Raw genomic sequence first — 13,121 nt, 5'->3', positions numbered from 1 at the left:
TATAGCGTTTTAAGTTTAAATCTTTTTGAGAATCTTTTCTCGGTTTCGGACACAGAATGTCACAATGAATAATGGTAGTTAGTCATTCCCTACAGGTAACAGTGAAGCTTCGTCCTTTTTTCCTTACTCTCACTCTTAGTGTTATTCTGCTTCTGTCCCTTGCGGGTGGGAGTCTCTCTTGGATCTTGGGGCAAAGTCCCCTAAACTTATTACAGGGAGGGGTTACAAAAGAACCCACGGCAGCGATTTTTGTGCCGAAACAAGCCCCTGTTATGGTATCTTTGTTAGTGAATCCCGATCGCTTAGATGCCCTCGCTCGTTTGATCGCTTCTCCTCAAAATCGACGGCGATCGCATAAAGAATTATTAACCCTAGAAAAAACTCTCTTAGCAAAAACAGGATTAGATTATCAAACCCAAATTCAACCCTGGTTAGGGGAAGAAATTACCCTCGCGGTGACTTCTTTGGACTTCGATCATGATCCTGATAATGGGGTTAAACCAGGATATTTATTAGCAGTTTCTACTAAGGATCAACAATTAGCTAAAGAATTCCTCCAAACTTCCTATTCTAAGGAAGCGATCGCAGGAAGTTCTGATTTAATTTTTGAATCTTATAAAGGGGTTAATTTAATCGCACAACGGAATCCAAACCTGACCAAAAATACGCCATTATCTGCGAGTGCGGTGGTAGGAAATATGGTACTTTTTGCCAATGATACTGCTGTCTTAAGAGAAGCAATTAATAATGTTCAGGTTCCTGATTTAAACCTAAGAAATGCGACGGGTTATCAAGATGCGTTAAAGACCATTACTGATCCCAAAATTGGGGTAGTATATACCAATTTTCCGGCCCTTTCTGCTTGGTTAGCTAATTTACCTATTCCTGAATTACCAGAAATCACCCAAACCCTAACTATTGCTTTTTCCATCAAATCTGATGGGTTAGTGGCCCAAACTGCCTTAATTGGAGTCTCAGGAGAAAGTGATCGTCTCCCTGCTTTATCGGCCCCGGTGGGTGCATTAGCTTATCTTCCTGCTACGACTTTATTAACAGCAACGGGAACGGACTTAAATCAATTATGGCAGCAAATTGAAACAGGATTAGATGTTGATAGTCCCTTACAACAGGTCTTAAATCGTTCAATAAGCTATCTCCAAGAACCTTTAGGATTGAATTTAACTAAAGATGTGTTTCCTTGGGTGCAAGGGGAATTTAGTTTAGGCTTAGTGCCTGATCATGATGGGGGTGAACCAGATTGGATTTTTGTGGCTCAAAAAGTTCCTGATGTTGATATAAATGGGGTGTTAAAACAATTTGATGAATTGGCAAAAAGTAAGGGTTATAGTGCGGGTAATTTATCTTTGTCAGGGCAGACAGTTACGGTTTGGACAAAGCTAAGAACGGCAGTTAAAACTGATAAAAATAGTTTAGCCCGTTTGGAAGCACAAGTTAGCGGTGTTTATGGAGAAATTGATGATTATGTCATCTTTTCTACCTCAGTAGAAGCCATGTCTCAGGCAATTTCTTCTGATTCTCTAAAGTTAGTTAATACGGAAGAATTTCAGAACATTATTGCAGGATTATCCCCAGAAAATGACGGTTATTTCTATCTAAATTGGCAGGAAAGTGAGCCAATTTTAACCAAGAAGTTACCCATTGCACGGGTTGTAGAATTTGGGGTTAAACCTTTATTAAAAAATCTCCGATCTTTTACCTTAAGTAGTGAAGGAAGTGAACAAGGAATTCGTCGTGCAACCATTTTCTTTAATGTGGGGGTTTAACGGATAATAGTAGGTTGGGTTGAGGAACGAAATCCAACCTGCTTACTACAAATAAGCGTCTAAATATTAAGGTGAATAAAACAATAATGGAACCTGGTTTGCGTCAAGGAAAACTCATCAAATGGAAAGATGAAAGAGGATTTGGCTTCATTCAACCAACCGATGAAAGTCTAGAGGTTTTTCTGCACATTTCTGAACTTAAAGACTCAACTCGCCGCCCACAAGTAGGGGATATAATTTGTTATTATACTGTAACTGAAAATGGAAAAACTCGTGCTTGTAATGCTTTCATTTTAGGAGCAAGGATCAAGAAAAATTCTTCATCTACATCTAATAATATTAGTAAATACCCGTTTCCAATTTTAGAACTATTACTGTTATCAAGTCTGCCTTTGATCGGATCAATTCATTTTACTTGGATAACGGCAAATCCTATCCCACTGATTCTTTATCCTCTTATGAGTTTCCTAACTTTTGCTTTATATGCTAATGATAAGTCTCGTGCAAAACGCGGAGACTGGAGAATCTCAGAGCAAATGTTACACCTATGTGAACTTGCTGGTGGATGGTTAGGGGGATTTGTTGCTCAAAGAAAACTGCGACACAAAAACATCAAACGTTCTTATCAAGTTGTATTTTGGATAATCGTTACATTACATATTGCATTTTGGGTAGATTGGTTGTTTTTAAGTGGGACAATAATGAAAATATTTCTCCGTAGTAATTTTAAAAATTGATACTCTCTCGATTATTACTTCTTGTTAAATTCTCTTGATTAATCAATAGAGCAATTTTTTGAGTCATCAATTAGCAATGATAATTATTCTTCGATATTTTAACGTCAATTGATTGTTAAGAATATATGCAAAATAAATTAATAATTAATATAATTTGTTATGATTATAACATCACAAAAATAACTATCTTAATTGATTATGGTATCAACTCAAAATAAATCATTATCTTTAACAGAAATTGCTCAAAAAACCCGTGAAGCTGCTCGTCAATTGGGCATACTTTCAACAGGCGATCGCAACCAAGCTATTGAAGCGATCGCCCAAGCTTTAGAAAGCAATACTAAAGACATTATTCAAGCCAATGAAACTGACTGTCAAGCGGCAGAAACAGCCGGAATTCCTAAACCTTTATATAACCGTTTAAAGCTTGGAGAAACTAAACTTAAAGCCACTATTAAAGGGATCAGAGATGTTATTAAATTAACTGATCCAGTGGGTAGTATCTCCATGCACAGAGAATTAGATGAGGGCTTAATTTTAAAACGTATAAGCTGCCCTTTAGGAGTCTTAGGTATTATTTTTGAAGCCCGTCCCGAAGCCTTAATTCAAATCACCAGTTTAGCCATAAAATCAGGCAATGGGGTTATATTAAAAGGCGGTAAAGAGGCCATTAATTCTTGTCAAATTTTAGTTAAAGTGATTCGAGAAGCTTTAAGTAATACTAAAGTTAATCCTGATGCGGTACAATTATTAACAACCCGTGAAGAAATTCATAGCCTTTTAAAATTAGATGATTATGTAGATCTAATTATCCCCAGAGGATCAAATGAATTTGTTAGATTTATTCAAGAAAATACTAACATTCCAGTGTTAGGCCATGCGGATGGAATTTGTCATTTATACATCGATAAAAAAGCTGACTTAGAAAAGGCAATTTCCATTACAGTTGATTCTAAAACTCAATATCCTGCTGCTTGTAATGCCATCGAAACTTTGTTAGTTCATCAAAATATTGCCCCTCAATTTTTACCGGAAATAGCCAAAGCTTTAGCAACTTATCAAGTGGAATTAAGAGGAGATAAACTCACCCTAAAATATCTTGATATTACACCCGCAACAGAAGAAGATTGGAAAACAGAATACAGTGATTTAATCTTATCTATTAAGATTGTAGACTCTTTAGAAACAGCTATTAATCACATCAATATTTATGGTTCAAAACATACCGATGCTATTGTGACTGAAGATGAGAAAAATGCTCAAATATTCATGAACAAAATTGATGCTGCGGGAGTCTATCATAACTGTTCAACCCGTTTTGCTGATGGGTTTCGTTATGGGTTTGGGGCCGAAGTGGGAATTAGTACCCAAAAAATGCCCCCAAGAGGCCCTGTAGGGTTAGAAGGTTTAGTGACTTATAAGTATCAAATTACAGGAAATGGTCACATTGCGGCCACTTATTCCGGTGAAAATGCCAAACCTTTTACTCATAAAGATTTATCATTATAATAAGGGTAAAATTTTGTTTTAGGACATAGTATCATGGATTTTTTGATTGCTTGGCTCATAACTGCTATCAGTTTATTAATTATTGCACAGTTACCCATTGGGGTTGAAGTGGATGATTTTTGGAAAGCCTTAGTTGCTGCCATTGTTTTTGGGATTTTAAACGCTTTAGTTAAACCAGTGTTAATCTTCTTGACAATTCCCTTAACCATCATAACATTAGGGTTATTTCTCTTTATCATTAATGCCATTGTTTTTGGTTTAGCTGCTGCTTTAGTGCAAGGTTTTCGTTTAAGATATGGTTTTTTGAGTGCTATTTTTGGCTCAATTTTTCTGAGTATTGTTAATAGTTTATTAATGGGGGTTGTGGGAGGGGTAAAATAATCAGTTGTAGAGATATTTTTGTAACACAATTAAGATGCTTGTGACAAACTAGAAGTCTGTGTTACATTAAGCGGTAGAGGCAATTCATGAATTGCCTCTACATAAGTCAAAATTTAATTATAATAAGTGCCTAAATATGGACGAATATAATCAAATAAATTTAACAATTGATTGGGATAAATTAGTTAAAGAATATGAAAAGCGATCGCGTAATTATCGAGTTTCTGAAAAAAGCAGTTTCTACCAAACATTTCCCACCGGAACACCTAAAATTCCCAACTCAATAAAATTAAGAGACTATCAACAACAAGCAGTTATTAATTGGTTTAAAAATAAGGGAAGGGGAACTCTAAAAATGGCAACAGGAAGTGGTAAAACTATTACTGCTTTAGCCATTACTACAGAATTATATGAAAAAATTGGACTACAAGTTTTATTAGTGGTTTGTCCCTATCGTCATTTAGTTATTCAATGGGAAAGAGAATGTCAAAAATTTAATCTTAATCCAATTTTAGCCTTTGAAAGTGTTCATAATTGGCAAAGTCAACTTTCGGTAGAATTATACAATATTCAAGCTAAAAATAAATTATTTTTAACAATTATTACTACAAATTCAACCTTAATTAATCAAGGATTTCAATCTCAAATTAAATTTTTTTCAGAGAAAACCTTAATTGTTGGTGATGAAGCTCATCATTTAGGTTCCCCGCGTTTTGAAGCAAGTTTACCCCGAAATATTGGTTTAAGATTAGCCTTATCTGCTACCCCAGAAAGATACTTTGATGAAGAAGGAACCGATGCTTTATTAAATTACTTTGGGGAGGTTATTAAGCCCGAATTTACTCTTTCAGATGCTATTAAAAAGAAAGCCCTAGTCTCTTATTTATATTATCCAATTTTTGTCAACTTAACAGAATCAGAAGCCTTTAACTATGCCAAATTAACACAACGAATTGGTTGGGCATTGGGTAAAAATGATAGTATGAGAAACAATGAAAATTTAACCGCATTATTAATGCAAAGATCGCGCTTAATAGGGACAGCAGAAAATAAATTAAACGCTTTACGAGACTTGATGCAAACTCGCCGAGAAACCAAACATACACTATTTTATTGTGGAGATGGTTATTTAGACAATGGCAACCTGAATTATCAAAGACAAATTGAAGCTGTCACCCGCATTTTAGGAGTAGAATTAGGTTATCGTGTTAATACTTATACCGCAGAAACCCCATTAGAAGAACGAGAAAAAATTCGCCAACAATTTGAGAGAGGAGACTTACAAGGCTTAGTTTCAATTCGCTGTTTAGATGAAGGAGTAGACATTCCAGAAATACAACAAGCCGTGATTTTAGCTAGTACGGGAAACCCCCATCAATTTATACAGCGAAGGGGCCGAGTTTTACGACCCCATCCTAATAAAAAACAAGCCATTATTTATGATATGATAGTTATGCCACCCGATTTAGATCGGCAAACCTGGGAAGTGGAGCGAAACCTATTACGAAAAGAACTAAAACGGTTTATGGAATTTGCTAAAACTGCCCAAAATGCCGAAGAAGCAAGCCAAAAATTAATGGTGATTCAAGAACAATATCAACTCTAAATATAGTAAACTATAATTAAGTAAACCCGTTAGAATAATTCCAATGGCAGGACATAGTAAGTGGGCTAATATTAAACGCCAAAAAGAAAGAGTAGACGCGAAAAAAGGTAAAACTTTCGCTCAGTTATCCCGTGCTATAATTGTTGCTGCTAGACATGGAGTTCCTGACCCCACAGGTAACTTTCAACTACGCACTGCCATTGAAAAAGCTAAAGCTGCTGGTATTCCTAATGATAATATTGAACGGGCGATCGCTAAAGGGGCAGGAACCTACGAAAATGATGATACTATCTATGAAGAAATACGCTATGAAGGCTATGGCCCTGGGGGTGTTGCCATTCTCATAGAAGCCTTTACTGATAATAGAAATCGCACTGCAGCAGACTTACGTTCAGCTTTTAATAAAAATAGCGGAAACTTAGGGGAAACGGGCTGCGTAAGTTGGATGTTTGATCAAAAAGGGGTGGTAAGATTAGAAGGGAAAATTAATGAAGATGCCCTATTAGAAGCTTCTCTTGAAGGGGAAGCAGACAGTTATGAATTATTTACAGATGAGGAATATCTAGGGGCTGAAGTGTTTACCTCTGTCTCAAATTTAGATACCTTAACCCAGATCTTAAAAGACAAAAATTTTAATGTGACAGAAGCAGAATTAAGGTGGACTCCTAATAATAATATAGAAATAAATGATCCAGATCTAGCAAAATTTTTACTCCGGTTAATGGATGCTTTAGAATCTTTAGATGATGTACAGAATGTGACTGCTAATTTTGAGATGGCGGAAGAATTAATGATGTTGACTGTCGGTTAATACTATTCTCTGTTCCTCAAAAAAAATGGAGTAAACCAGATCTGTCTAGTTACCCCATTTTTCAACATTAAGCATTCGTAAAAAACGGCTTAAGATTCGGTTTCTTTGCGAGTTTGAATGAATAAAATCAGCAGAAACACGGTAGGAACTAGCACAAAAAGAATACTAGCAATAAAACCAAGATTGTTAACTTGCATGGATCTCCTTCCTCTCCGTCATCAAACGAAAACAACAACTCTTAGAATATCATTACCAAGGCCAATTATAGTTAGGGTTTAGTTTTCACTGTCACCGGGCCATTAACCATAGTTTGACAGGCTAAACGGTAACTATCAGGTTTTCTCTTGAGGACACGCTGTTCAAAATCAGTACGAGGCGATAGATTTTCCATCCCTGACACGATTTCGACAACACAAGTACCACATTGTCCATAACCCCCGCAGTTGGTCAATTTTCCTTTAAAGGTATAGATATCAACTTTATTTTGCAAAGCTTTTTCCCGTAGGTTGGAACCCTGTGCAAATACTACCTCTTTATTCTCTTTGACAAAATTAATCGTCATCTGCCCTCCTTTCACTGTCAGTGCTAAACTTGCTTCCTTAATATTAAGAAATTATAAGATATTTTGCGAAATGATCCAGATCTTAAGAAAAAAGACAAAAAAAACCTACCTAAAAACTAGCGTAGGTAGGCGGCAAAATTTTGTCTCGAAGCCTTTAAAACCTATTAGAAGGCACGAGTATTAGGCTTATGAACGATAAAGCTGGTGGTTTGACATTGTTTGATGTTGTCAAAACCAATCACACGAATATAAGCATTAGGATACTCAGAACGGCATTCCCGCACTTCAGCTAACACTTCTTGAGGAGAAGAAGCACTAAATAAAGGTAACTTCCACATTGTCCAGAAGTAGGTAGTGGGTTCGGGGGCTTCTTCAAATTCAACCCCAGGAATCATACCTTGATCTAACAAATATTGAATCTGCTTAACGATTTGTTGATCAGTTAAAGGGGGCAAATAGGACAGAGTTTCGTAACGACGCTCTTTAGGTAATGTTTTCATTGTTGGTTTATTCCTATCTCGGTTAATCACAGTTAAAGACAGTTTGAGTCATCACTCTCCGACTCAGGATGAGAGGATGAGGAGACAGAGAAAGAACTGGTAAGCCTCTCCAATAGCTGACGACGGTGTTCTACATTGGCCTGACTAATGCGATGACGTACCATCTGGGGAATAAATTCCAGCACCTCCGATGCGAGATATTCCCGCACCTTCAGAATTCGCAAGACTAACTCCTTATCTTCCGTCATTAACCCTTCAATAAACGGTTCTCCCTGTTGAATATTATGGGAGGACACATATTGTCTCAACCAAATGGCTTGTTTCGGGTTAGTTTCCGATAATTGGTCGATGATAACGCGAACCGCTTGATAAGTCAGGTAACTTTGCAAAACCTCTGCTGTGTCATTAGCAATTTTTTTGGGATACATGAGTACCTACCTGTCCTTCCTGGGACACTGTTGTTAGTTAATAGTGTTTGATATTCCCTAAAAACTAACAACTAACCCTAAATTAGAGTGTATCCATTGCCTCAAACTCAAATTTAATTTCTTTCCACAGTTCGCAAGCTGCGGCTAATTCAGGACTCCAGCGACAAGCCTCACGAATAACATCATTACCTTCACGAGCGAGGGAACGACCTTCGTTACGAGCTTGAATACAAGCTTCCAGAGCCACACGGTTAGCGGTTGCACCAGGAGCATTACCCCAGGGGTGTCCAAGGGTTCCACCACCAAACTGTAAGCAGGAGTCATCACCAAAGATTTCCACTAAGGCGGGCATATGCCAAACGTGGATACCACCTGAAGCAACAGGCATGGTTCCAGGCATAGAAGCATAGTCTTGGGTAAAGAAGATACCACGAGCGCGGTCTTCTTCAACGTAGTCTTCACGCATGAGGTCAACAAACCCCATAGTGATGCCTTTTTCCCCTTCTAATTTACCGACAACGGTTCCAGAGTGGAGGTGATCACCACCAGATAAACGTAAACACTTGGCTAAAACGCGGAAGTGAATACCATGATTTTTCTGACGGTCAATTACTGCGTGCATAGCACGGTGAATGTGCAGTAATAAGCCATTATCACGACAATACTTCGATAAACTGGTGTTGGCTGTGAAACCACCCGTTAAGAAGTCGTGCATGATGATGGGAGTGCCAATTTCTTTGGCGAACTCGGCCCGCTTCATCATTTCTTCGCAGGTTCCGGCGGTTACGTTGAGGTAGTGACCTTTAACTTCGTTAGTTTCTGCTTGAGCTTTTTCGATAGCATCTTGTACAAACAAGAAGCGATCGCGCCAACGCATGAAGGGCTGAGAGTTAATATTTTCGTCGTCTTTGGTGAAGTCTAAGCCACCCCGTAAGCACTCATAAACAGCGCGTCCGTAGTTTTTAGCAGACAGACCGAGTTTGGGCTTAATGGTACAACCTAATAAGGGACGACCATATTTGTTTAATTTATCCCGTTCAACGGTGATACCGTGGGGAGGGCCAGGGAAGGTTTTGATTAAAGCAACAGGAAAACGAATATCTTCTAAACGTAATGCCCGTAATGCTTTGAACCCGAAAACGTTACCTACTAAAGAGGTGAGAACGTTGGTGACAGATCCTTCTTCAAACAAATCTAAAGGATAAGCAATGAAGCAGAAATACTGGTTATCTTCATTAGCAACGGGTTCGATATCATAACAACGACCTTTATAACGATCTAAGTCGGTTAAGTTATCTGTCCAAACTGTTGTCCAGGTTCCGGTGGAAGATTCTGCTGCTACTGCTGCACCTGCTTCTTCAGGAGGAACACCTGGTTGGGGGGTCATGCGGAAGCACGCCAGAAGGTCGGTATCTTTGGGGGTGTAGTCGGGGGTGTAATAGGTCAGGCGATAATCTTGTACGCCAGCCTTGAACCCTGATTTAGCTGTAGCTTGTGCCATTTAGTCATTCCTCCATGAATGGGCATCGTTAATTTCTCGTTTATCAGCGCGCGAGTCAGCCTCAACTCACTCGCAATAGAGAAAAATATTAGAAAGTTATTCGGTTACGAGAAGTCTGCTCTACTAACCGTTAATTCACTTATCTGCTTTTCGAGTCCTAATCATATCATGAGAGGTTGATCGTTTTAACATTCTCTTTACCGCTAATTTTGTGTTTTTATATTACAATTCGTAGACAGTCTGATTAATTTAACTAATCAGTCCCTAATACCGGATTTATCGTAGTTCATTCGGTTTTCTCCCTTATCAGACATTGGATCATTTATCCTAAAAAATTTATAAATATTTACATAAGTTGAATGAGTGCTATGAGTATGATTGCTTAGTATCCTGGGGAAATTATTCGTCTGTCCTGTAAACAGATAATTTGACTATAAATTGTAAAGCCAAATTTAGCTAGAATTTTTGTGACAAAGCTTGACTCCCCCCTGTGTTAAATTCCGTAGTATAAACATTAAATTTGTCTCAAAAATAAAAACAATGATGCGAAAAAGTGCTAGTTTTTCTCTGTTAGCTGTAGCGACTTCTTTCACCGCCTTACTCGCTCCCGCCCAAGCTTTTACCCCTTTTAATTTAACCCAAACCTTCAATAATCCTACTACTGAAGCTGGCGACTGGTTTGGTGGTTTTGTGTCCACCAATCATACAAAGGCATTGATTGGGGCTGTTCTAGATGACACCGGGGCAACAGATGCGGGATCTGCCTATTTGTTTGATACGGAAACAGGCAACCTCCTTCACACCTTCAACAACCCCGACCCTCAAATTGGCGACCTTTTTGGCCGGTCTGTGTCCATTAGTAGCATATACGCATTGATTGGGGCTAATTTTGATGATGCAGGGGCAGAGAATGCCGGGTCTGTCTATCTGTTTAATACGGTAAACGGTGATCTTCTCCAAACCTTCAACAACCCCACCCCTGAAACTGGTGACGAGTTTGGCCATTTCGTGTCCATTGATGGGACAAATGCCTTGATTGGGGCTATTCGTGATAACACGGGTGCAACGGATGCCGGGTCTGCCTATTTGTTTGATACGGAAACAGGCGACCTACTCCAAACTTTTAACAACCCCACCCCTGAAGCTGGCGACTGGTTTGGCTATTCTGTCTCTGTTGATGGCACATACGCATTAATTGGGGCTAGTCAAGATAACACAGGGGCAACAAATGCGGGGTCTGCCTATTTATTTAATACGGAAACAGGCGACCTCCTCCAAACCTTCAACAACCCTGACCCTCAATCTGATGACTGGTTTGGCTGGTCAGTGTCCATCAGCGGCACAAATGCCCTAATTGGGGCTTGGGGCGATAACACAGGGGCGACAGATGCGGGCGTTGCCTATTTGTTTAACACAGAAACAGGCGATCTCCTTAAGACTTTTAACAACCCTGACCCTAAAACTGGTGACCAGTTTGGTCGTTCCGTGTCCATTAATGGCACAAATGTTTTGATTGGGGCTAATGGTGATATTAATACAGGGGCAACGGATGGGGGGTTTGCCTATTTGTTTAACACAGAAACAGGCGATCTCATTAAGACTTTTAACAACCCTGACCCTCAACCTGGCGACCAGTTTGGCAACTCCGTGTCTATTAGTGGCGCAAATGCCTTGATTGGAGCTTATCGGGATAACACTGGGGCAGAGAGTTCTGGGTCTGCTTATTTATATCAGCAACAACCAGAAGTAACTGAACAAGTACCCGAACCTGTTAGTGTGTCAGCTTTATTAGGATTAGGTTTAGGGGCTTTGGTTGCTAAAGGTAAGAAACAAGCTTAACGGTCACTTTGGTGGGCAATGAATAAAGATTTCTCAATTAATCTTTTAGTTATCTTCTTTTGCCCACCCTACAATTGTGGAAATTTTTGAATTAGAAGATAAACGAAGACGAAAAAAGATGATTACTTATACTCTAGATTTAGAACCCCTTGGCAAAATGACGGATGAGCAATTTTATCAACTGTGTCGTAAAAATCCTGAGATAAATTTTGAACGGAATGCTAAGGGAGAATTAATTATTATGCCACCGACAGGAGGAGAAACAGGAAACTGTAATGCTGAATTAACCACTGAGTTTGCTTTATGGAATCGTCAAACAAAATTAGGTAAAGTATTTGATTCTAATACTTGTTTTAAATTTCCTAATGGTGCAAATCGTTCTCCTGATGTATCTTGGATAAGGTTAGAAAGATGGAATCAATTAACCCTCGAACAACGAGAAAAATTCCCGCCTATTGCTCCTGATTTTGTTTTAGAATTGATGTCTCCTAGTGATAGTTTAAAAAATACACAGGATAAAATGGCAGAATATCAAGCTAATGGTGTTAGGTTGGGTTGGTTAATTGTGAGCAAATTACGTCAAGTTGAGATTTATCGTCAGGGACAAGCTAAAGAAGTGTTAAATGAGCCAAAGTTTTTATCTGGTGAGGATATTTTACCTGAATTTGTTTTAGATTTGGGAATAGTTTGGTAAGAAGTCATCAGACAGATAGTAGGGTGGGCAAATCCCGATAATTTAACAATTGCATCATGAATCATAACCATTTGACCACCCGACAAGTTTTTTTGAAGTAAACTAGAATAAAGGATAGAGATTGTTAAGTTATAGGGGGTAAAATGGCTTTAAATGCAACTAACCTGATGACTTTTGCTGAATTTTTGGACTGGAATCCAGAAAACGGGCGTTATGAATTAATTGAGGGGGTAGCTGTTGAAATGCAACCAACGGGAAAACATGAACAAGTGATTGCTTTTTTGTCGGGGGAGATATTTTTGCAAATTCGTGGTTTAAAACTCCCTTATTTTATATCTAGTTCTACTTTAGTTAAATTACCTAATCAAGATAATGCTTATCGTCCCGATATTTTAGTTTTAGATCGCAATTTTTTAAGTACCGAACCTCTTTGGGAAAAATCATCAACTATTACAAAAGGTTCATCGGTTCGTTTAGTGGTTGAAGTAGTTAGTACCAATTGGCGAGATGACTATGTTTATAAAATGACTGATTATGAAACTTTAGGTATTACTGAATATTGGATTATAGATTATTTAGGATTAGGTGGTAAGCGATATATAGGCTTTCCTAAAGAACCAACAATTACGATTTGTCAATTAATTGATGGCGAATATCAATTACAATTATTTAAAGGTAGCGATAGCTTAATTTCTCCTCTTTTTCCTGAACTAAATTTAACCCCAAAACAGATCTTTCAACAATAATCTTAACTTATGACTTCTGTAAG

General features: G+C 38.3%; 14 protein-coding genes. 9 read left to right on the top strand and 5 right to left on the bottom strand.

Annotation, left to right across the window (positions count from 1 at the left end; all coding sequences use genetic code 11):
- Positions 1–101: 101 nt before the first annotated feature.
- The 6 genes from VB691_RS18910 (at position 102) to VB691_RS18885 (ending at position 6,828) form a co-directional block, all read left to right on the top strand.
- Positions 102–1,784 carry a DUF3352 domain-containing protein gene (locus VB691_RS18910; protein WP_323293080.1) on the top strand — a complete coding sequence of 561 codons (1,683 nt, stop codon included), beginning with the start codon at positions 102–104 and terminating at the stop codon, positions 1,782–1,784.
- Between the two features lie 86 nt (positions 1,785–1,870).
- Positions 1,871–2,521 carry a cold shock and DUF1294 domain-containing protein gene (locus VB691_RS18905; protein ID WP_323293079.1) on the top strand — a complete coding sequence of 217 codons (651 nt, stop codon included), beginning with the start codon at positions 1,871–1,873 and terminating at the stop codon, positions 2,519–2,521.
- Between the two features lie 198 nt (positions 2,522–2,719).
- Positions 2,720–4,030: a glutamate-5-semialdehyde dehydrogenase gene (gene proA, locus VB691_RS18900; RefSeq protein ID WP_323293078.1), complete on the top strand. Its 1,311-nt coding sequence runs from the start codon at positions 2,720–2,722 to the stop codon at positions 4,028–4,030.
- Positions 4,031–4,063: 33 nt separating this feature from the next.
- Positions 4,064–4,411, top strand: a complete 348-nt coding sequence (locus VB691_RS18895; protein ID WP_323293077.1) for a phage holin family protein — start codon at positions 4,064–4,066, stop codon at positions 4,409–4,411.
- Between the two features lie 136 nt (positions 4,412–4,547).
- Positions 4,548–6,017, top strand: a complete 1,470-nt coding sequence (locus tag VB691_RS18890; protein WP_323293076.1) for a DNA phosphorothioation system restriction enzyme — start codon at positions 4,548–4,550, stop codon at positions 6,015–6,017.
- A gap of 43 nt (positions 6,018–6,060) precedes the next feature.
- The gene (locus tag VB691_RS18885) at positions 6,061–6,828 is read left to right on the top strand and encodes a YebC/PmpR family DNA-binding transcriptional regulator (protein ID WP_323293075.1); all 768 of its coding nucleotides are present in this window, start codon (positions 6,061–6,063) and stop codon (positions 6,826–6,828) included.
- 89 nt (positions 6,829–6,917) lie between these two features.
- On the opposite strand, the gene psbM is transcribed toward VB691_RS18885, so the two are convergent.
- From psbM to VB691_RS18860, 5 genes are all read right to left on the bottom strand, one after another.
- Positions 6,918–7,025, bottom strand: a complete 108-nt coding sequence (psbM, locus tag VB691_RS18880; protein WP_323293074.1) for a photosystem II reaction center protein PsbM — start codon at positions 7,023–7,025, stop codon at positions 6,918–6,920.
- 71 nt (positions 7,026–7,096) lie between these two features.
- Positions 7,097–7,390, bottom strand: coding sequence for a 2Fe-2S iron-sulfur cluster-binding protein (locus VB691_RS18875; RefSeq protein ID WP_323293073.1), 294 nt, complete (start codon positions 7,388–7,390; stop codon positions 7,097–7,099).
- Positions 7,391–7,554: 164 nt separating this feature from the next.
- Positions 7,555–7,890 carry a ribulose bisphosphate carboxylase small subunit gene (locus VB691_RS18870; RefSeq protein WP_323293072.1) on the bottom strand — a complete coding sequence of 112 codons (336 nt, stop codon included), beginning with the start codon at positions 7,888–7,890 and terminating at the stop codon, positions 7,555–7,557.
- Between the two features lie 32 nt (positions 7,891–7,922).
- The gene (rcbX, locus tag VB691_RS18865) at positions 7,923–8,318 is read right to left on the bottom strand and encodes a RuBisCO chaperone RbcX (RefSeq protein ID WP_323293071.1); all 396 of its coding nucleotides are present in this window, start codon (positions 8,316–8,318) and stop codon (positions 7,923–7,925) included.
- A gap of 82 nt (positions 8,319–8,400) precedes the next feature.
- Positions 8,401–9,819 carry a form I ribulose bisphosphate carboxylase large subunit gene (locus VB691_RS18860; protein WP_323293070.1) on the bottom strand — a complete coding sequence of 473 codons (1,419 nt, stop codon included), beginning with the start codon at positions 9,817–9,819 and terminating at the stop codon, positions 8,401–8,403.
- Positions 9,820–10,359: 540 nt separating this feature from the next.
- Between VB691_RS18860 and VB691_RS18855 the strand changes: the two genes are divergently transcribed.
- The 3 genes from VB691_RS18855 (at position 10,360) to VB691_RS18845 (ending at position 13,098) form a co-directional block, all read left to right on the top strand.
- Entirely contained in the window at positions 10,360–11,658 is a 1,299-nt protein-coding gene (locus tag VB691_RS18855) for a hypothetical protein (RefSeq protein WP_323293069.1), read from the top strand.
- 118 nt (positions 11,659–11,776) lie between these two features.
- Positions 11,777–12,352 carry a Uma2 family endonuclease gene (locus tag VB691_RS18850; RefSeq protein ID WP_323293195.1) on the top strand — a complete coding sequence of 192 codons (576 nt, stop codon included), beginning with the start codon at positions 11,777–11,779 and terminating at the stop codon, positions 12,350–12,352.
- A 143-nt stretch (positions 12,353–12,495) separates the two neighbouring features.
- Positions 12,496–13,098 carry a Uma2 family endonuclease gene (locus VB691_RS18845; RefSeq protein WP_323293068.1) on the top strand — a complete coding sequence of 201 codons (603 nt, stop codon included), beginning with the start codon at positions 12,496–12,498 and terminating at the stop codon, positions 13,096–13,098.
- Positions 13,099–13,121 lie beyond the last annotated feature (23 nt).

The organism is Crocosphaera sp. XPORK-15E (genome assembly GCF_034931425.1).
Lineage (GTDB): Bacteria > Cyanobacteriota > Cyanobacteriia > Cyanobacteriales > Microcystaceae > UHCC-0190.
The sequence above is the reverse complement of the archived record's forward strand: the minus strand, read 5'-3'. Positions and strand labels throughout refer to the sequence as shown.

Coding starts and splice junctions, on each gene's coding strand:
- VB691_RS18870 (WP_323293072.1), bottom strand. CDS start 7,890: ATGAAAACATTACCTAAAGAGCGTCGTTACGAAACTCTGTCCTATTTG.
- rcbX (WP_323293071.1), bottom strand. CDS start 8,318: ATGTATCCCAAAAAAATTGCTAATGACACAGCAGAGGTTTTGCAAAGT.
- VB691_RS18855 (WP_323293069.1), top strand. CDS start 10,360: ATGATGCGAAAAAGTGCTAGTTTTTCTCTGTTAGCTGTAGCGACTTCT.
- VB691_RS18845 (WP_323293068.1), top strand. CDS start 12,496: ATGGCTTTAAATGCAACTAACCTGATGACTTTTGCTGAATTTTTGGAC.
- VB691_RS18875 (WP_323293073.1), bottom strand. CDS start 7,390: ATGACGATTAATTTTGTCAAAGAGAATAAAGAGGTAGTATTTGCACAG.
- VB691_RS18860 (WP_323293070.1), bottom strand. CDS start 9,819: ATGGCACAAGCTACAGCTAAATCAGGGTTCAAGGCTGGCGTACAAGAT.
- VB691_RS18890 (WP_323293076.1), top strand. CDS start 4,548: ATGGACGAATATAATCAAATAAATTTAACAATTGATTGGGATAAATTA.
- psbM (WP_323293074.1), bottom strand. CDS start 7,025: ATGCAAGTTAACAATCTTGGTTTTATTGCTAGTATTCTTTTTGTGCTA.
- proA (WP_323293078.1), top strand. CDS start 2,720: ATGGTATCAACTCAAAATAAATCATTATCTTTAACAGAAATTGCTCAA.
- VB691_RS18905 (WP_323293079.1), top strand. CDS start 1,871: ATGGAACCTGGTTTGCGTCAAGGAAAACTCATCAAATGGAAAGATGAA.
- VB691_RS18895 (WP_323293077.1), top strand. CDS start 4,064: ATGGATTTTTTGATTGCTTGGCTCATAACTGCTATCAGTTTATTAATT.
- VB691_RS18850 (WP_323293195.1), top strand. CDS start 11,777: ATGATTACTTATACTCTAGATTTAGAACCCCTTGGCAAAATGACGGAT.
- VB691_RS18885 (WP_323293075.1), top strand. CDS start 6,061: ATGGCAGGACATAGTAAGTGGGCTAATATTAAACGCCAAAAAGAAAGA.